The organism is Motiliproteus sp. (assembly GCF_965230735.1).
Lineage (GTDB): Bacteria > Pseudomonadota > Gammaproteobacteria > Pseudomonadales > Balneatricaceae > Motiliproteus.
On the sequence record NZ_OZ246016.1, the window covers coordinates 957,358 to 975,383 of the forward strand.

Consider the following 18,026-nt stretch of genomic DNA (forward strand, 5'->3'; position numbering starts at 1 on the left):
CGGCAATTAAACCGAATATAACGACAAGTTTCGGATAGTTGGTCGCTTGATTGATACGCTAGGCTTCCATTGAAGCCAACCGAACGGCACCAAAGAGGCCCCGATGATTCGACTACGAAGCTACCGTTCAAGCTGTGGTGAGCTGTTATTGGGTGACTTTCAGGGCCGACTCTGCCTGTGCGACTGGCGCTATCGTCGTCGCCGTGAGGCCGTTGACCGGCGTTTGCAGCGCTATCTGAAGGCTGATTTTGAAACCGGTGACAGCGAGCTGCTGCAACTGACGATCGATCAGTTAGAGCAGTATTTCGCCGGTGAAAGACAAGTGTTCACTGTGCCGTTGCGCTTTGCCGGCAGTGAGTTCCAGCAGCGGGTTTGGCAGGCCCTGGTTGAAGTCCCTTACGGTGAGCGGGTCAGCTATCTGGAGCTGGCCAAGCGTGTGGGGGATGCGAAGGCCGTGCGGGCGGTGGCGGCGGCCAACGGGGCCAATGCGCTGTCGATCCTGGTTCCTTGCCACCGGGTGGTGGCCAGCGATGGGGCTTTGACCGGCTATGCCGGTGGACTGAAAGCAAAACAGTATCTGCTGCAGTTGGAGCAGCCGATCAGACAGGAGTCATTATTTTGATTGCAGTAATTTTTGAAGTCTGGCCCGCCGATGGACGGATGGACGAGTATCTGGATATCGCCGCTGAGCTGCGGCCTTTGCTGGACGATATCGACGGGTTTATCTCGATCGAGCGATTCTCCAGTCTGGTTGAAGACGGCAAAATCCTGTCGCTGTCGTTCTGGCGCGACGAGCAGGCGGTACAGCAGTGGCGTAATCTGGCCGAACACCGGGTCGCCCAAGCCAAGGGGCGAGGCGGGGTATTTAAAGACTATCGCCTACGGGTGGCGGAGGTCGATCGTGACTACGGCATGGTCCAGCGGGAGCAGACCCCGGCCGACAGTGTCGCTGCCCACGATGATTCGGCCTAACCCCAGTCGAGATAGCTCTCCGGGTTATCGCGGATCTCATTCAAGCGGTTGCGCAGCTTATCGGAGAACGCTTTGGTGATACGTGACCGGGGCGTATCGACCGGGTAGAACAGGCCGATCTTCAGCATGATCTGCGGATCAAAGCGGCGGAACACCACCTTGCCCGGTTTGGCATAGTGCTGATAACTGAGGATTGAGACCGGGTCCATCACGCAGACGCCCAGACCCCGTTCGACGAAGGTCAGCGCCGGAATATAAAAGCGGGTCTGCAGTCGAACGTTCATCCGGTGGCCGTTGGTTTCGAACTGGGTCAGCAGATCGTGGAAGATCATATGGTCCGGATGCAGGGTGATCATCGGCTCGCCGTCGAGCAGCTCGGTATTCAGGACCTCGTGCTCGGCCAGCGGATTATCGGCCGGGATGGCGACAAAGCAGGGAAGGTTGAAGCGGTCCTCTTTGGCCAGCTGGGATTGGTGCTGGGTGATCTCCGCCAGGCCCAGGTCATACTGATTGGAGGCGACCCACTCGGCCACCAGATCCGAGGTTCGGGTCTGCAGTGACGCCTGGACCTTGGGATGCTCTTCCAGAAAGTCGGCCAGCAACTCCGGTACAAAAAAGGTGGAGGGGCCGGGCATACAGCCGATCCGCAAAAAGCCGTACTGCTTGTTCTGGATATCCTGCACCGTCTGGCTGACATCTTGAATCCGACTGAAGATCGCTTCGATCTCCCGATAGAGATAGTCCGCTTCGGGCGTCGGATGCAAGCGCTTCTTGTAGCGCTCAAACAGCTGGAAGCCGATCTCTTCCTCCAGCGAGCTGATCATCATGCTGACCGCAGGCTGGGTTCGGAACAGTTGTTTGGCGGCCTGGGAGACCGAGCCGGTCAGCATCACGGCACGAAAAGCTTCCATCTGTTTCAAGTTCATGGAACACCCTATCGACTCATAAATATTAGTTTGACTGATAAAAGGCCAATAATGTAAGCGATAAATTATGTTATCGATGAGCGGCTGTCTAGGGAGTCTAGGAATAAGCTGCAGCGAGCTTGAGCTTGAGCTTGAGCTTGAACTTGAACTTGAGGGTGGAGCAGATGACTGCCGTTACCGGCGCGAAAGGCGGGAGTAGAAATTGCCGGACTCCAAGCGGAGTCCGGCATACTCGGTGACATCACGACGGCCCGACGCGAATGTCACCGAGTATCCGTCAGACGCTTATTTCTTGGCCTTGGCCGCCGCGTCCTTCATGATGTTGTAGGTCACTTTCATGTCGTTGACCCACTCCGGACCGTGACGGTAGTCGACCACGGCACCGATGTTCTGGTACTTCTTGATCACTTCCGGATCCTGCATCACCTTGGTGGTGGCTTCGATCAGTTTGTCGGTCACTTCCTGCGGCACACCCTTGGGTGCGAAGACGCCGGACCAGCCGCCGAAGCTGCCCTGGATGCCGTAGTCACCGAAGGTCGGAACGCCCGGGTAGTCGTCCATCTTCTGGTCGATAACCAGTGCGCGGGCGCGGTCGGCCTTTACGTGCGGGCCGAAGGCCGGCGGGAAGGACACGGCGGAATCGATGTGGCCGCCAACGACGGAAACCATCGAGTCAGCAGCGCCTTTGGCGTGCACGTACTTGACCTTGTAGCCGGCTTGATCGGCGATGATGTTGGCCAGAATGGTGCCGGATGAGGACGCACCCCAGGAGCCTTGAGTCAGGTTGTTGGCCTTGGCACCGGCGATGAACTCATCGAAGGTTTGGTAGGGGCTGTCTTTCGCTACAACCACGGCCAACGGGACCGAGGTCATCTTCAGGATCGGGGTGAAGGTATCAAAGGTATAGGGCGTTTTGCTGAAGTTCGGCGTCACCAGCATGTTGCTCAGACCGGCGTTGATCAGGGTGTAGCCATCTTTCTTGGCGTTGGCTACGAACGAGGTGCCAACCACACCGCCACCGCCGGCTTTGTTGATTACGACAACCGGAACACCCAGCTCTTTTTCGACCGCGTCTGCCCAGATACGGGTGGTCAGGTCGGAGTCACCGCCGGCACCCCAGGGGACGATCACGTTGATCGGCTTTTCCGGGTAGCCAGCCATAGCTGCGCTGGACAGAGATACGGCAACGGCGCCGGCAAGAGACAGCAGGGTAGTTTTTGTGTTTTTCATCATTTCATACCTTTACTTGTTTTTTTTATGTGATTTCAAAACCTTCGCGTTATGGAACCCAGGGTTCGATACGAAGAAACGGGTAACTGTTAGGTCGATTGAGCGCATTCCTCCTCTGTAGCCGGAGGGTTCTTGGCGGTCTTCTTCCGCATCCGTATACCGGAGTAGATGAAGAAGAAAGACAGCGCGATAAAGACCCAGGAGAACGGAGAGGCAAACAGCAGGTGGTACTCGGTGCCCACGATCGCCAGTGCCTGGTCTAGGTTTTGTTCAAAGAACGGCGTCAGGATGAAGCCGACGATAAAGACGGCCGGGTTCAACCCCACCATCCGCATGCCGTAGCCCATCGCGGTGAAGACGATCAGCACCAGGATGTCGTCCATGTTCTGTCCGGCGGTGAAGGCGCCGGTGAAGGCAAACACGGTCACGCAGGGGAAGATGTAGTAGCGACGCAGTGAAGCCACCTTGACGAAGAAACTGAAGCCGGATTTGGCAATCCCCAGCAGGAACAGATCGGTGATCAGGAAGCCGGCGAAGATCGCGTAGATGGTTTCGGTGTGCTCGAAGAAGATCATCGGGCCGGGCGTCAGGCCGTGGATCAGGAAGGCACCCATCAGCAGGGCCGCCACATCGTCACCGGGAATACTCAGGGTCAGCATCGGAATCATGCTGGAGCCACAGACCGCGTTGTTGGCGGACTCGGCCGCAGCGATACCTTCGACCGAGCCTTTGCCGTACTTCTGCGGATTCTTCGATGTACGCTTGGCTTCACCGTAGGCGATAAAGGCCGCTGTACTAGAGCCCAGCCCCGGCAGGGCGCCGATAAAGGTGCCGATACCGCTGGACTTCAGAATGGTACGGAATACCGAACGGAACTCGGGAAAGCTGATCCGGTTGTCGGCCGGGTTGGGCGAACGGGTGATGGCAAGCTGATGATGGGGCACACGACGACGGCGAATCACATTCAGCACTTCGGGCATCACCAGAATACCGATCAGCATCGGGGTGAAGGTGAAGCCGGCCATCAGCTCGGTGAAACCGAAGGTGAAGCGTGAGGCACCGGTGATCGACGACATGCCGACCATCGCAAACAGCATCCCCAGGCAGCAGGACAGCAGGCCCCGGGGGATCGACTCACCGGCCAGGGTACCGATCACGGTAAAGGCGAACAGCAGCAGGAAGACTTTCTCGATCGGGCCGGCCTGCAGCGAGATCGCGGAGATCGGCGCGGCCACCAGGATCAGTACCAGCGTAGCCAGCATCTCGCCGGAAACCGACGAGAACAGCGAGATATCCAGGGCCTTGCCGGCTTTACCCGCCTTGGTCAGGGCGTGGCCATCCAGCGCGGTCAGGAACGAAGCTGCGGCACCGGGGGTGTTGATCAGGATCGCCGAAATGGAGCCACCGTAGATGCCGGCCTTATAGACCGCCAGTAGCATGGTAATGCCGATGATCGGATCGACGTAAAAGGTCATCGGCAGAATGATCGCGATCGCCATGATCGCAGAGATGCCGGGAATCGCGCCGAAGATAATGCCCACCACGACGCCGGTGATGATACCGAGGATCGGGCCGACCGCCATGATTGCAGAGAATCCGCTGAGAATATTGTCGAACATGGTTTATCTCCCGCTTAGGTCAAGGTCCAGGTGGGTAGGAAAACCCGCAGAAACTCTCTGGAGCCGTAAAAAATCAGCACGGGAGTGATGACCGAAATGGTGATCATCGGGACCCAGTTGCGACCGCCTAGCAGGATGGCGATTGCCAGCATGACGATCGGGGTGGTGATCAGGAATCCGAGGTGGGGAACGGCTAGCCAGTAGCCGACAAAGATACCGATATAGACAAAGATACCGCCGAAGCCGTCGGTGATGATCTCTTCACTGCCCTCGGCCTTGGCACCGGACAGCAGCGATTTGAGCGACTGGATTCCGATAGTAGCGGCAAAGGCGATGATAAGACCTGCGACGATGCGCGGCAGAAACATCGATCCCAGATCGGTTTCAGCGCCGCCTTCGACAAGGTTGTCGTTGGTCAGGATGATCACCGCGATGATGATCAGGAACGTCGACAGACCGACGTCGATTTTTCTTCTGTCCATTGTACTACCTGAAACTTTTTTATTTTTATCTGATCTCTGGAAGTCCCGTAATTGGTGGCTTAGGTGGCGATTTAGGGCTGTTCGCCAACCGGTAAATCACGGGTAGAGATCGCTATTTCAATCCAGTGTAATCAAACTGAATATATAAACAATTCGAAAAAATATTTGATTATATAAGCCGGGCTTATGTTTTTTGTTCAGGAATTGAGCAGTTCAAGGCGCAGGGCGGGATCTAAGCTGCATATAAGCTAAATTGATAAAATCTTAAAAAAATAAGATTTGTGGTTATGTTTGTTCGGGGCAAATAATAATTTCAGCGTGTCGCAGCAGGATCAGAATCCGAGGCGGCGATGCGAACGATAACAATAAAAGAAGCTCCCCGACCTAAGCACACCTCTGGTGGGTTGGTTGTCCTGCATCATGGCCTTAACCCGGCTCACTGATCCCTTCCTTTATTCGTTATCGATACCCAATTTAGCCATGCCCGACACGAATTCTGTTCGTGAACTCAGGCGGCATCTAGCCGTTGATGGGCCGAAGATAGCGAGAACAGCATGATCCACCGTCAACACTCCAATCAGCGCATGAGCCAGCTGGTCAGCACCGCCGGTCTGATCTGGACTGCCGGCCAGGTCGCCAAAGATCCGTCCGAGGATATGGCCGGTCAGACCCGCCAGATTCTGGCCCAGATTGATGCCTTGTTGGCCGATGCCGGCAGTGATAAGCAGCACCTGATCAGCGCCAATATCTGGGTGTCCGATATCCGTCAGTTTGCCCAGATGAATGAGGTCTGGGATGCCTGGGTCGACAGCGACCATGCACCGGTTCGCGCCTGTGTGGAATCGCGTCTGGCTCGGTCGGAATTGTTGGTCGAAATCCAGGTCGTGGCGGCCAAGGCTTAAGTTTCTGAGGCGTGGTCCCCGACCCCGAAAACACCATGGAAAATCAACATATTGCTATCGTTGGCGCCGGTATTGTCGGCCTCTCCAGTGCGCTCTGGCTGCAACGGGCCGGTTATCGGGTCACCCTGATCGATCGGGATGAGCCGGGCATGGGGGCGTCGTTCGGAAACGCGGGTCTGTTTGCCGACTATGCACGCTTGCCGTTCACCAAGTTCGCCCTGATGCGCAAGATGCCGGGCATGTTGCTCGACAGCACCAGCCCGTTGTCGATGCAGGGCAGTTACCTGCCCAAACTGCTGCCCTACGGTTGGGGGTTCTTTAAATCCTGTTTCCAATCCCGCTACGAGCATGGCCGGGCGGCGCTGACCGCGCTGCAGCAGGTCGCGCCGGAGGCGGATCGGCAGCTATTGCAACTAAGCGGCTCCGAGTCGCTGATCAAGGCCAACGGTTGTCTGGCGCTGTTTGAGTCGGAGCAGGGCGTTGATGATGCCCGTAACGGCGACATGGCTGAGCGCCTGCAACAGGGGGTTAAGCTGGAGTTTCTGAGCGCCGCTGAAGTCAACGAGCTGGAGCCCGATCTGGCCGATTTCCATGCCGGCGGGGTTTTCTATCCCAACACCCGCTACACCGTCAGTCCGATCGCCTTGACCCGGAGCTACGCCCTCCATTTTGCCGAAAACGGTGGACGGGTGGTGCAGGACAGCGTCGAACAGATCAGTGTCGGCACCAAGGGTTCGGGGACCGGCGTCAGCCTGCAATTAAGCCAGGGAGTCGAGCATTTTGATCGCTTGGTTCTCTGTGCCGGCACCGCCTCCAAGGTGCTGCTCAAATCCTTGGGATCTGACTTCCCGCTGGTCAGCGAACGGGGTTATCACCTGACCTTGGATACCGGTTCGAAAGCCCTCAGTCGCCCGGTCGGTTGGCTCGATAAGGCGGTGTTCCTGACGCCGATGGCCGACGGGGTGAGACTGGCCGGAACGGCCGAGTTTGCCCATGCCGATGCGCCGCTGAATCCGACCCGCGCCAGCGTGATGCTCAATCATGCCCGGGTGATGTTGGGCCAGGAACCGAGCGTCCGCTCCACCTGGGTCGGCAGTCGTCCATCGACCCCCGATTCACTGCCGGTCATCGGGCCGTTGAAACAGCATCCGCAGATCAGCGTCGCCTTTGGTCACGGCCACCTGGGACTGACCCTCGGCGCCGTCACCGGTCAGCTGATCAGCGAGTCGATTCAGGGCAAGACGCCATCGGTGGACCTGAGTCCATTCTCGCCGGAGCGGTTTAGCTAAGCATTCGGGGAATCTCTGATTCGACCAGAGATTCCTCATCCATCCATTCACCGGACCTGGGATACACTGATAAACAGAAGCAGGGCGGTGGAACCAATCGAATAAGAGAGCAACATTATGCTGATCAAAGGTGGAATCAATATCTGCGGTGTGCCGCTGGGGGTTATCTCGCTGGAATCCTATTTCCCGAAGCCCGACGGCCATATCAAGCACCCGGCCAGTTTCGATTTTCCGATCATGTACAAGACGGTGAAGGGCGCGACCATCGACCGTCTGATCCGCGAGCGTGATCCGGAGCTGCTCAAGCCCTTTATCGAGGCGGCGCAGGAGCTGGAGCGTGAAGGCGTGAAGGCGATCACCGGCAGCTGCGGCTTCCTGGCGCTGCATCAGCAGGCGCTGGCCGATGCGGTCGATATTCCGGTGTTCATGTCCAGCCTGATCCAGGTGCCGCTGGTTTCACGGATGTTGAAATCGGATCAGAAAGTCGGTGTGGTGGTCGCCAACTCCGAAGCGCTGTCGATGGATCATCTGGTCGGTGTCGGTATTGCCGATGAGCCGCTGGTGGTAGCCGGGATGCAGCATCAGCCGCAGTTTGCCGAAGTGATCCTGCGCGGTGACAGCAACGATCTGGACATGCTGGTGTTCGAGCAGGAGCTGACCGTGGTGGTGGCGCAGATGTTGCGCGAGAACCCCGAAGTAGGGGCGATCGTGCTGGAGTGTACCGATCTGTCCCATTTTGCTCCGAAACTGCAGCAGCGCTTCGGCCTGCCGGTATTCGACCTGACCAGCCTGACCCGGATGGTCGCCGCGGCGGTGGAGCGAAAGATCGCTTAAGCGCTTGCTCTGCTGGCTGCGTTGCCGAAACAAAAAAGCCGATCAGTGGAGAGCTGATCGGCTTTTTTTATGCGGATCGGCACCGGTCAGGGCTCGGTTCGAACCTCTTGGATCATCAGGTCGATGTAATTGAGGACATCGTTGCTGGCCTGCTCGGATGCATCCATGTGGGCGATGATTTCCCGACGTAGCTGTTCGTCTTTGTGCCAATCGCCTTCGGATACCGCCAAGGCCTGCTGGACATGCTGATGGACCAGCTGGTGCGGGGTTTCGAGTTGCTTGTAGGCCTGGGTATGGCCGAAGTTGTCTTTGCCGTGGCCCTGGTAGTACCAGTTACCGAGACGGCACTGGGTGTGATTAACCTGGACAGCGTTGTACTCATCACCCTTATCCTGGGCGCCCAGCGCGATATAGCCGTTCTGCTTGAAGATCACATGATCGACCTTGACCAGCGAGCCGAAGGCCCGGTGCTGGACCTGGTTGACCAGCGTATGCGACTGCTGGGCCGTTTTCGCCTGGACCTTGAACTGCTCTTTAAACTCATCGACCAGGACGTTGATCTCGGTGGTGAACTCGCAGGATGACTGGGCTTCCTTGGCCATCTGCTCAACCCGGTCGCTGAATCGAGCCAGGATTTCCGACACATCCTGAGCCGCCGATTTAGTCCGGTTGGCCAGGTTTCTGACTTCGTCGGCGACGACGGCAAAGCCGCGGCCCTGCTCACCGGCGCGGGCGGCTTCAATAGCGGCATTGAGGGCCAGTAGGTTGGTCTGCTCGGCGATCCCGGTAATCATACCCAGCACCTCGGTTACCTTGGCGCTGTCATCACTCAGATCATTAACCACCTTGAGCACGCTTTCACTGTTGGTGGTCACCGAGTTGAGTCCACTGCTGATGGTGGCGACCGTCTGTTGGCTCTTCTGCGCCGTTTCGGCATTGGATTGGGCGATCTCTCGGACCTGGGTCAGGTCGTCATTGATCACCAGCAGGTCTTCCTGATTCTGTTTCAGATTCAAGATCAGGTTGCCGGTATTGAGCTGGTGCAGCCCTGAGGCCAATTCATTCTTTGAGATCAGTTCGGCGTTGGTGCTCATCGCATCCAGGGCCTGGTTGACCATGATCAGTGAGTGCTTGAGTTGGCCCTGCAGGCCGCGATGCTGGGCTCGGCGGTTATGGTCGCCTTCGCTGACCCGTTTAAAGCAGGTACCGACCTCTTTAAAGTAGGTCTCAACCCGATCGAGGAAATCGTTCAGTTCCCAGGCCACCATGCCCAGTTCACCCATCCCTTTGGTGCGGGTGATCCGTTTGTGGATATTGCCTTTGCTGGTGTCGCGCAGGACATCCGCCATCCGCGAAAGAACCAGCAGGGCCCGGTTGCCGATAAGAACCGCGTAAACCGCCATCGCCAGACTGAGCAGTGGGTAGACCAGGACCGCTAATGAGGCATCGGCGAAGACGGTCAAATAGATCGTGAAGACGATGTTAACAAACACGAACGCCCCGATCCCCCAGTCCAGCTGGGTTCGAATCATCGGAATCTTGCGGCTGGAGGAGGTCTGATTAGTTGCTGCGTATCCCATCGGTTATTCCCCCTCGTCCAGGCTTAAGATCAGTTCTTCGTACCCCACGCCCAGCTCTTCGAGGACGCTGACCAGGTAGGCAAGCGATTTTTCGCAGGCCTCGGACGTGCGGCTGGCTCTCTCTATCTCCAGCATCTTTTTGTAGACCGGAACGATGGTATCGATCGCATTCTGGCTGGGACGGCGTCGGACCGAGTAGTAGCCGACCAGCTCGCCGCTGTCGTTGTAATCGCAGGTGATGTTGGCAAAAACCCAGTAATAGCTTCCGTCTGAGGTAAGGTTCTTGACGTAGCCGAAGACTTCATGACCCTGCTTGAGTTCATCCCAGATGTACTTGAAGACGCCGCGGGGCATATCCGGGTGGCGGATAATATTATGCTGGATCCCTAACAGCTGATCCTCAGGATAGCCGGCGATCTGCATAAACACGCGGTTGGCATAGGTGATTTTGCCCTTGGTATCGGTCTTGCTGACGATAAACTCATCGGCACCGAGTTTAATCTCATTGTCCCGGGGCGTTATTTTTGGCTTCATATTCTTACCTTTGACTAAAGCGAAATTCCAAAGGGAAATAGATGCTTTATCTATAGTGCGGTGCGGCTGGCCTTATGCTGTGACGCTAATTTAGCGATTTTGGGGGTTACGGCTGTCTCTACGCAAGCCTGGTACCGGATCCAGGCATCAATCCTTAGTCGTAGGCATAGACGATCGGACTGTCGTAAAGGATTTAACGGGGGGGGCAGCAGCCAGAAACGAAAAAAGCCGACCAGTTAGTGACTGATCGGCCTTCCTGTAAGTTGGTAGCGGGGGCCAGATTTGAACTGACGACCTTCGGGTTATGAGCCCGACGAGCTACCAGGCTGCTCCACCCCGCACCAGAGATCTTTTCAGTGGTAGCTAAATAATCTGAAAAGAATTTTCGTTGGTAGCGGGGGCCAGATTTGAACTGACGACCTTCGGGTTATGAGCCCGACGAGCTACCAGGCTGCTCCACCCCGCATCAACGAGGTGGCAGATACTAGAGATATCAAATCGGTTTGTCCAGTCTTTTTTTATTTCTTAGTTAGTCTATTTCGCGGGATGGATGATCGGATACCGATTCGGCGGCAGGCGTTATGGCTCGCTTGTTGTTGTCGGCGACTTGCCTGGCGGTAGGAAGCGTTGCTCGAATTCGGTCGCCTCTATGGGGCGGCCGAACAGGAAACCCTGGACCTGGGTGCATCCCAGTTGCTGAAGACACTGCTGTTGTACCCGGGTTTCAACGCCTTCGGCCACCACTTCCAGCCCCATATGGTTGGCCATCGCGACCACCGAGGAGACGATCGCGATATCATCCTCATCATCGGGCAGATCGACGATAAATGAGCGGTCGATCTTCAGGGTCGAGATCGGGAAGCGCTTCAGGTAGCTCAACGAAGAGTAACCGGTGCCGAAGTCATCAATGGCCAGGGTCAGTCCCATCTGCTCCAGATCCTTGAGTATCGATGTCGACGCCTCGGCATTCTCCATCAACACGCTTTCGGTGATCTCCAGCTCAAGCACGGCAGGATCCAGCTGGTGTTGCCCAAGGGTACGAGCAATCAGTTTGGGCAGATCTCGATTGAACTGGCGTGCTGAAACGTTGATAGCGATCTTCATCTGGGTCAGCCCGCGTTGATGCCAGCGATGCAGCTGCCCCGTAGCCTGGCGCAGTACCCACTCGCCGATCGGCAGGATCAGCCCGGTATCTTCGGCCAGCGGAATAAAGTCTCCCGGTGAGATCAGGCCGCGTTCGGGATGCTGCCAGCGGAGCAGCGCTTCGGCGCCGACTAGGCGACCGTCGTTCAGATCAAACTGGGGTTGGAAGTGAAGCCGCAGTTGATTCTTCTCCAGCGCCTGGCGCAGATCCGCTTCCAGCATCAGCAGCCGATAACTGTATTCGTTCATATCGGCGGTGTAGAACTGGTAGGTGTTGCGGCCGGCTTCTTTGGCCCGGTACATGGCGGAGTCGGCACATTTCATCAGCCCTTCGACGGTGGTGGCATCGTCAGGATAAAGGCTGATGCCGATGCTGGCCGATGGGAAGAATTCGATGCCCTGCACGGTCATCTTCTCCGACAGTGCCTTTAGGCATTTACGGGCCACAACCACGGCATCTTCAATGACGCCGATATCTTCGAGGATCACGGTAAATTCATCGCCGCCCATGCGAGCGACGGTATCCTCTTTTCGGATCACCGCGGCCAGCCGCTTGCCCACCTCTTTGAGCATGCCGTCGCCGATGTCGTGACCGAGGCTGTCATTGACGTTTTTGAACCGATCCAGATCCAGAAACAGCACCGCGATCCGCCCCCCATCACGCTCACAACGGTCGATGGCGTGCTCGAGGCGGCTGTTGAACAGGGAGCGGTTGGCGAGTTGGGTCAGGTCATCGTGGCTGGCCTGGTACAGTAGCCGCTCTTCGTTCTCCAGTAGCTGCCGCTCGGCTTCCAGGTGCTCGGTCATGTCTCTGGCAACCTCGATGATGCCTTCGAGCTTGCCGTTTTCGCCCCAGAACGGTGAAGCATCCAGCTCGACGGTCGCCACTTTGTCGTTTTTGAGATGATGTTCGTGCACGACGGTGACGGGCTTGCCCGATTCCATCACATCCCGCAACGGGCAGGGGTGTTCATCGCCGCTGCAGGGTACGTCGGAGTGATGGGATACCTGATGGCAGTAGAGTACCGGCTCCGAGGCCAGGTGTTTGGGGATGTTCTGACGGGCGACGCTGTTGGTCATGACGATGCGGTAGTCGGTATCGATCACCATGATCGGGTCAACGACACCGTCGATAACGGTTTGCAGGAATTCCTGTTTCCGCAGTAGCGCAGCCTCAGCCCGCTTTCTTTCCGAGATATCTTCCACTACCGCCAGATAGAAGTGCTCGTTATCGAGGGTCAGGTCGTTGACGTTGAGCTCCAGAGGAAAGACCTCGCCATTCTGGCGCTGCCCTTTAACCTCGATACGGTTTAGCCCCTTGGCAGCATTAGGGCCGGAGCGGATAAAGCGGATCAGTTTCCGTAGCTGAGCTATACGCCCCTCGTTTGGCAGCAGATTAAACGCTGAGGTGCTGATCAGGTTCTGCTCCGGGTAACCAAAAATTTTGCCGCTGGTTCGGTTGGCCTCGCGAATCCAGCCCTTCTCGTCCACCACGACGATACCTTCACCGCTGGATTCGAAGATGGCCCGGCTGCGCTGTTCGCTATCGCGCAGGGTTCGATCACGGGATTCAACCGCCTCGGCCATGCTGTCAAAGGCATTGGCAACGGCCGAGATCTCATCGCTGCCTTGGCTGTTGATCCGAACCCGGTACTCCCCCGACGCCATCCGACTGCTGGCCTGGGTGAGCAGTTTCAAGCGATTGAGGATGTTGTGCTTGAGCAGCCAGAAGACCGCGATGAACGTCAGCATAAACGCGGCGAAATAGGCCGCGACCGAGCCCCATAGATGCTGGTTGATCCGTTCTTCCAGCAGCGTGCTGGGAAGCTTGATGCTGAGAATGCCGCGCAACTCTCCCAGTTGATAGCCGAATGACTGGGTATAGAGGGTTTGGATGGAGAGTGGGGCGTCTTCGCGCTTTCCGTGACATTGAAGACAGCTTTGGGTTATCCAGAGCGGTGAGGAGTAATGGTAGAAGCTACGCCCTTGTTCATCCTGGAAATAGCGGATTCGCTGGGTGGCTTCCGGATTTTTTCTGAAAAAAGCCATCGCCTCCTGTTCGACTTTATCCGCACGCTGCTTCGGATTGCGGGGGCGGTCTGAGACGTTGTTGAAGGAGAGGCCGGACTTGACCCAGTTGTTAAACTCGTCGGAGATCCGATTCAGGGCGTGGGCGGGAAGAAATCCCACGGTTTTGTCGTTGAGCGGGATGCCGCTGGTAACAAACTGATGCCGATAGACATTACGGGTGGCGCGCAGCAGCCCCTGGATCGTATTGGCTTCATTCTTGAGGTTGGCGATGATCTCTTCACGAGCACTTTGGTAGTCGTAATAGATCACCGCGCCAAACGAACAGACGAATACAATCCCGATCGTAATCAATAGCTTGGATTTGAGAGTCAGCTTCACCCTGTGCACTCCAGATCTCGCCGAGTTTGGTGTTTATCCCTTGCTCGTTAAACATGGCCCGGAGGGCCCGTGTCGCGAGGGGCAAACTTGCCTCATAAGTGGCGCATGTTGAGCGGCGCTGTACCGGCTGAGGCTATCAGGATTTGCATCGGTTGTGTCAGTGGTAACCGATCAATTTGACACTTGTCAAGCAATCCACCTTCGGTGATAGAGGCAGACTGCCAAACCCGGCAGGGCCGGCTTGTTGGATTCGTTCTCTTTTTTAACCAGCCAATCAGTCGAACGTTGGGGGGGTGCTGTTCTGCTGAACAGGTTCGGCATCATCACCTCTGCTGAGGGAGCGGATCTGTTGCTTTTGGTAATGGGTAATTGCCGCGGAGAGTTTACGCTGGGTTAAGGAATCCAGGTTCAGGATTCGGCAGCGTAGCAGCGAAGCCTGGCGATCCAATACCTGCAGCAACAGTGGAATCGGGCTGTGGCGATGGCCGATGTACAGAATACCGTGCAGCTCCCGTTTCTCGTTCAACGAGGAGTTCGAATCGTTCAGTTCGAAAGCGATGCCGCTGACGGAAATGTTCTTGATTCGCGCCGGTTCGCCTTCGATCAGCAGCGACAAGGTACCGTTGTCCTCGGGTGTGACCCGGTAGTTCGAGCGCTTGTTGTCGATTTCGCAGCGGACATAAAGCTGCTCGTCAGCACTTTTTCTTTTCCAAAACATTAGCTTGAGAAACCGTTTCATTGACGCTCCTGACATCGGGCGATAGATCATGTATCGACGGGACTGGCATAAGCTGAAGGCCGGAATCGGGATTGCTGGTGATCCGACCTGGGGCTCACCGGGGCCAAATGATTCACGCCTTTACATGACAGCGTATATGCTTAACCGCGGGCCTCCCATTTCGGCAGTAGAGGTTGATGGTTAATGGCGGACTATTCCGAGCAGCAGATCAAGCGGCTTTTAATCCTTGGCAGTGTCTCTTTTGCACTGTTGCTGGCGCTGTTATTTGGTCTTTATATCTGGCTTGAGTTGTTGCGAACGGAGCGAGAGGTTCGAACCCGGCTGATGGATGAGGCCTATGCTCAGTCGCAGGCGGTGGGGGTGAGGTTGCGGGGGGCTCAGATCCTGTTATCTGCCACCCGCTCTCTAATTGAACAACAGGACCTTCTCGACCAGCCGTCATTGCCTCGGCTGCAACAACTACTGCAGCGTCAACGAAATGAACTTGCCTCGGATGTCGATTTAACGGTTGAGCAGCAGCTGTTTGTGATCGATCCCAAGGGGCGGCGACTGGTCGGTTCAGCCGAGGCCTTGTCGAGACCGATCGATCTGAGCACTAAGGGTTATTTTCAGGTGCTGCGCTCTGACCCGGCGGCCGGCCCGCAACTGGGGCGGTTGGAACCCGGCTTAAGCGGAGAACCCCAGGTGGTCTTGGCTGTGCCGCTGCGCCAGGCTGACGACGACTTTTCCGGGGTGCTTGCTCTGTCCGTGCCGGTAACGCAGTTCGAGGCGTATGGCCGACATCTACAGCGGCGTCAGGGTGAAGTGACGACGCTGTTTCAGCTGGATGGTAAACCCCTGTTTCGTGACCCGCCCAGCGAAACCTTTATCGATTTTGATCTTAACCGGGATCCGTCCCTGGCAAAGCGGTTTGCGCGCATGATTGAGCTGGGCCGCGGCAGTGATCGTATGGTCAGTCCGATCGACGGCAGCGATCGTCTATTCGGCTTCTACCGTGCCGGTGAATACCCTCTGTTGGCCGTGGTGTCGCAGTCCTACCAGGCGGCGCTCAAACCCTGGCGCAATAACCTGATCCATATCGGCGGGCTCTTTATCGGTCTGCTGCTGGGGATGTTGGTGATGCTATTGCTGGCGCTGCGGCAGTTGGCAAGTATCGCCAGCCATAAACAGACCGAGCGTGCACTGCGTGATGTGAACAGCCAATTGCGGGATATTCAGGGCATGATTGATCGCTTCGTGATCCTGTCCGATACCGACTTGAAAGGCACCATCACCTACGCCAGCGACGCGTTCTGCAATATCTCCGGCTACCGTGAGAGCGAGCTGCTGGGGCAAAGCCATCGCATCGTCCGCCATCCGGATATGCCCCGCCATGTGTTTGAGGAGCTTTGGCGAACGATCCGAAGCGGCAATACCTGGATTGGAGAGCTGCAGAACCGGCGTAAGGACGGCAGCAGTTACTGGGTTGAAGCGACCATCGTGCCGATCGTCGATGCCGAGGGTAACTGCACCGGTTACCGCGGAATCCGGCAGGATATCAGCGACAAGAAGCTGGCCGAGCGGCTGGCGGTTACCGACCATCTGACCGGACTGAGTAACCGTTCAAAACTGGATCAGCAGCTGCAGCAGCAGATCAGCCACTGCACCCGTTACGGGGACAACTGCGCGCTGGTCATGCTGGATGTCGACCATTTCAAGCAGATTAACGATCAGTTTGGTCATCAGATCGGCGATCAGGTGCTCACAGAACTGTCCGGTATCATGCGCCAGCGAGCCCGTGAAACCGACACCGTGGGGCGCTGGGGAGGTGAGGAGTTTCTGATCATCATGCCCCATACCGATCTGGACGGCGGCATGAAATTAGCCGAGCAGCTACGCCAGGTGATTGCCGACTACCGTTTCAGCACGGGGCAGCCGCAAAGTGCCAGTTTCGGCGTCAGTGCCTACCAGCCGGGCGATACCTTGGAAACGATGACCGGTCGTGCCGATGATGCGCTGTACCGGGCCAAGAAGTCGGGACGCAATCGGGTGGCCAAGCAGCGGCCGTTGGAGTCGACCGCCGACAATGCTGAATCCGGTTAGGGTTAAGCAGTCGCCGCTTGAGTCCTACCAACTTGATGACCATCAAGGGAGCTGAGTAGGTCGACATTGCCAAGCAGAGGATGGCGAATTAAAATCAGACGATCGTTTGTGATGGAATCACACTCATGCCATTGACCCTTCGCCGACATGCAGGACGCGGCCCGTTCATTTACGGGCTGGTTGCGTTGTTGTTGCTGTCGCAGCTCGGTGGTCCCCTGGTCGCCGCAGCGATACAGCACGAAGGGGGAGAAGGGCGCTGGGTTCAGGTCTGTTCCCTGCAGGGGATTCAGCTGATCCAGATCGGCGAAGACGGTGAGATTCCCAGTTCCGAACAGCGCGCTCAGGGCTCGATGCAATGTCCCCTGTGTTCGCTCTATCAGCTTTTCAGTTGTGCGATACCCTCCAACGGTGGCTTCGAGTCCTTGGATTCAGCGCCGATAGGTCCGCAACTCACGCAACTTTCGGGCGACGTTCCCGATCCGTTTCTCACGCCGCTCCATCCAAGGGCACCGCCGCTGGCTTGATGCCACGACGGGCCTGTGGATCGGTCCCCTTGTTCCTTGTCTGACGTTGTTGTGGGCGGATGACTTGGATTTCAGATCAATTGTTGTGGGTTGAATCTGAGCTTTTCCGATCTACCGGCCTGTTCCTGATCGAACGCCTTTTTTGACGACCAACCTTAATCTCTGCATGGCCGGTTTGAGCCGATTCCGCGGAATTGTTCACCGCTGCCGTTGCTGTTTGGTCTACCGAGCCTGGATTGCCAGGCTTTTCTATTGAGCGACAAATATACGATGAAAAAGATTCTTGTACTGATGGCCAGCCTGCTGGCTCTGCCGGTCACGGCCGGTGAAGTAACCAACCCTTATCTGCGTGCCAGTGCCCCCGGTGCTCCGAACAGTGCCGGTTTTATGGTGATCAGCAACCCGACCGATCAAGAGCTGGCACTGGTACGTGCCGAAGCGGATCTGGCTAAAAAAGTTGAACTGCATAACCACGTTAATGACAACGGGGTCATGCGGATGCGTCAGGTTGAGAAGATCCTGATCCCGGCCCAGGGCCAGGTTGAGCTGAAGCCCGGCGGTTATCACGTCATGATGATGGGCTTGAACAAGCAGTTGAAGCCGGGTGAGCAGGAAACGCTGACCCTGCACTTCTCAGACGGCAGCAGCCAGACCCTGAGTGTTCCGGTTAAGAAAGTGCAGCCGATGATGCAGGCCGGCGGTCATAAGATGCAGCACGACATGGCCGGCGGCATGAAAAAAGAGATGCACAAACATTAAAC

Annotated in this window: 16 protein-coding genes and 2 tRNA genes; 8 read left to right on the plus strand and 10 right to left on the minus strand. The window is 56.8% G+C overall.

Translation table 11 applies throughout. The features are described 5' to 3' along the window. Positions 1-103 precede the first annotated feature (103 nt). A complete protein-coding gene (locus ACO05M_RS04570) occupies positions 104-622 on the plus strand; it encodes a methylated-DNA--[protein]-cysteine S-methyltransferase (protein WP_421868367.1) in 519 nt (172 codons plus the stop codon). Continuing rightward, positions 619-972 carry an antibiotic biosynthesis monooxygenase family protein gene (locus ACO05M_RS04575; protein WP_421868369.1) on the plus strand — a complete coding sequence of 118 codons (354 nt, stop codon included), beginning with the start codon at positions 619-621 and terminating at the stop codon, positions 970-972. Before ACO05M_RS04570 ends, ACO05M_RS04575 begins: the two co-directional genes overlap by 4 nt. Here ACO05M_RS04575 and ACO05M_RS04580 read toward each other — a convergent pair. From ACO05M_RS04580 to ACO05M_RS04595, 4 genes are all read right to left on the minus strand, one after another. After that, entirely contained in the window at positions 969-1,898 is a 930-nt protein-coding gene (locus ACO05M_RS04580) for a LysR family transcriptional regulator (protein ID WP_421868371.1), read from the minus strand. The two genes, ACO05M_RS04575 and ACO05M_RS04580, sit on opposite strands and share 4 nt — an antisense overlap. A 285-nt stretch (positions 1,899-2,183) precedes the next feature. Next, positions 2,184-3,131 (minus strand): Bug family tripartite tricarboxylate transporter substrate binding protein, encoded by a 948-nt coding sequence (locus ACO05M_RS04585; protein ID WP_421868372.1) that lies wholly within the window; start codon positions 3,129-3,131, stop codon positions 2,184-2,186. 86 nt (positions 3,132-3,217) lie between these two features. After that, positions 3,218-4,747, minus strand: coding sequence for a tripartite tricarboxylate transporter permease (locus tag ACO05M_RS04590; protein WP_421868374.1), 1,530 nt, complete (start codon positions 4,745-4,747; stop codon positions 3,218-3,220). 14 nt (positions 4,748-4,761) lie between these two features. Further along, on the minus strand, positions 4,762-5,229 hold the full coding sequence (locus tag ACO05M_RS04595) for a tripartite tricarboxylate transporter TctB family protein (protein ID WP_421868377.1): 468 nt from the start codon (positions 5,227-5,229) through the stop codon (positions 4,762-4,764). Between the two features lie 554 nt (positions 5,230-5,783). On the opposite strand from ACO05M_RS04595, the gene ACO05M_RS04600 reads away from it, so the two are divergent. The 3 genes from ACO05M_RS04600 (at position 5,784) to ACO05M_RS04610 (ending at position 8,254) form a co-directional block, all read left to right on the plus strand. Then, positions 5,784-6,131 carry a RidA family protein gene (locus ACO05M_RS04600; protein ID WP_421868379.1) on the plus strand — a complete coding sequence of 116 codons (348 nt, stop codon included), beginning with the start codon at positions 5,784-5,786 and terminating at the stop codon, positions 6,129-6,131. Positions 6,132-6,166: 35 nt separating this feature from the next. Next, entirely contained in the window at positions 6,167-7,420 is a 1,254-nt protein-coding gene (locus ACO05M_RS04605; RefSeq protein WP_421868381.1) for an NAD(P)/FAD-dependent oxidoreductase, read from the plus strand. A gap of 117 nt (positions 7,421-7,537) precedes the next feature. Then, positions 7,538-8,254 (plus strand): aspartate/glutamate racemase family protein, encoded by a 717-nt coding sequence (locus ACO05M_RS04610; protein WP_421868383.1) that lies wholly within the window; start codon positions 7,538-7,540, stop codon positions 8,252-8,254. Positions 8,255-8,340: 86 nt separating this feature from the next. Here ACO05M_RS04610 and ACO05M_RS04615 read toward each other — a convergent pair whose 3' ends face one another. The 6 genes from ACO05M_RS04615 to ACO05M_RS04640 all read right to left on the minus strand — a co-directional run bounded on the left by ACO05M_RS04615 (position 8,341) and on the right by ACO05M_RS04640 (position 14,659). Continuing rightward, on the minus strand, positions 8,341-9,834 hold the full coding sequence (locus tag ACO05M_RS04615; protein WP_421868386.1) for a methyl-accepting chemotaxis protein: 1,494 nt from the start codon (positions 9,832-9,834) through the stop codon (positions 8,341-8,343). A 3-nt stretch (positions 9,835-9,837) separates the two neighbouring features. Further along, on the minus strand, positions 9,838-10,368 hold the full coding sequence (locus tag ACO05M_RS04620; RefSeq protein ID WP_421868388.1) for a PAS domain-containing protein: 531 nt from the start codon (positions 10,366-10,368) through the stop codon (positions 9,838-9,840). Positions 10,369-10,632: 264 nt separating this feature from the next. Beyond that, positions 10,633-10,709, minus strand: a tRNA-Met gene (locus tag ACO05M_RS04625). Positions 10,710-10,757: 48 nt separating this feature from the next. Beyond that, positions 10,758-10,834, minus strand: a tRNA-Met gene (locus ACO05M_RS04630). A gap of 113 nt (positions 10,835-10,947) precedes the next feature. Then, the gene (locus ACO05M_RS04635) at positions 10,948-13,920 is read right to left on the minus strand and encodes an EAL domain-containing protein (protein WP_421868391.1); all 2,973 of its coding nucleotides are present in this window, start codon (positions 13,918-13,920) and stop codon (positions 10,948-10,950) included. A gap of 274 nt (positions 13,921-14,194) precedes the next feature. After that, positions 14,195-14,659 (minus strand): PilZ domain-containing protein, encoded by a 465-nt coding sequence (locus ACO05M_RS04640; RefSeq protein WP_421868394.1) that lies wholly within the window; start codon positions 14,657-14,659, stop codon positions 14,195-14,197. Between the two features lie 183 nt (positions 14,660-14,842). Here ACO05M_RS04640 and ACO05M_RS04645 point away from each other — a divergent pair, with 183 nt between their 5' ends. From ACO05M_RS04645 to ACO05M_RS04655, 3 genes are all read left to right on the plus strand, one after another. After that, positions 14,843-16,741, plus strand: a complete 1,899-nt coding sequence (locus ACO05M_RS04645) for a diguanylate cyclase (protein WP_421868397.1) — start codon at positions 14,843-14,845, stop codon at positions 16,739-16,741. Between the two features lie 125 nt (positions 16,742-16,866). Next, positions 16,867-17,265, plus strand: coding sequence for a DUF2946 family protein (locus ACO05M_RS04650; protein WP_421868400.1), 399 nt, complete (start codon positions 16,867-16,869; stop codon positions 17,263-17,265). A gap of 270 nt (positions 17,266-17,535) precedes the next feature. Continuing rightward, positions 17,536-18,024: a copper chaperone PCu(A)C gene (locus ACO05M_RS04655; protein WP_421868403.1), complete on the plus strand. Its 489-nt coding sequence runs from the start codon at positions 17,536-17,538 to the stop codon at positions 18,022-18,024. Positions 18,025-18,026: the final 2 nt, after the last annotated feature.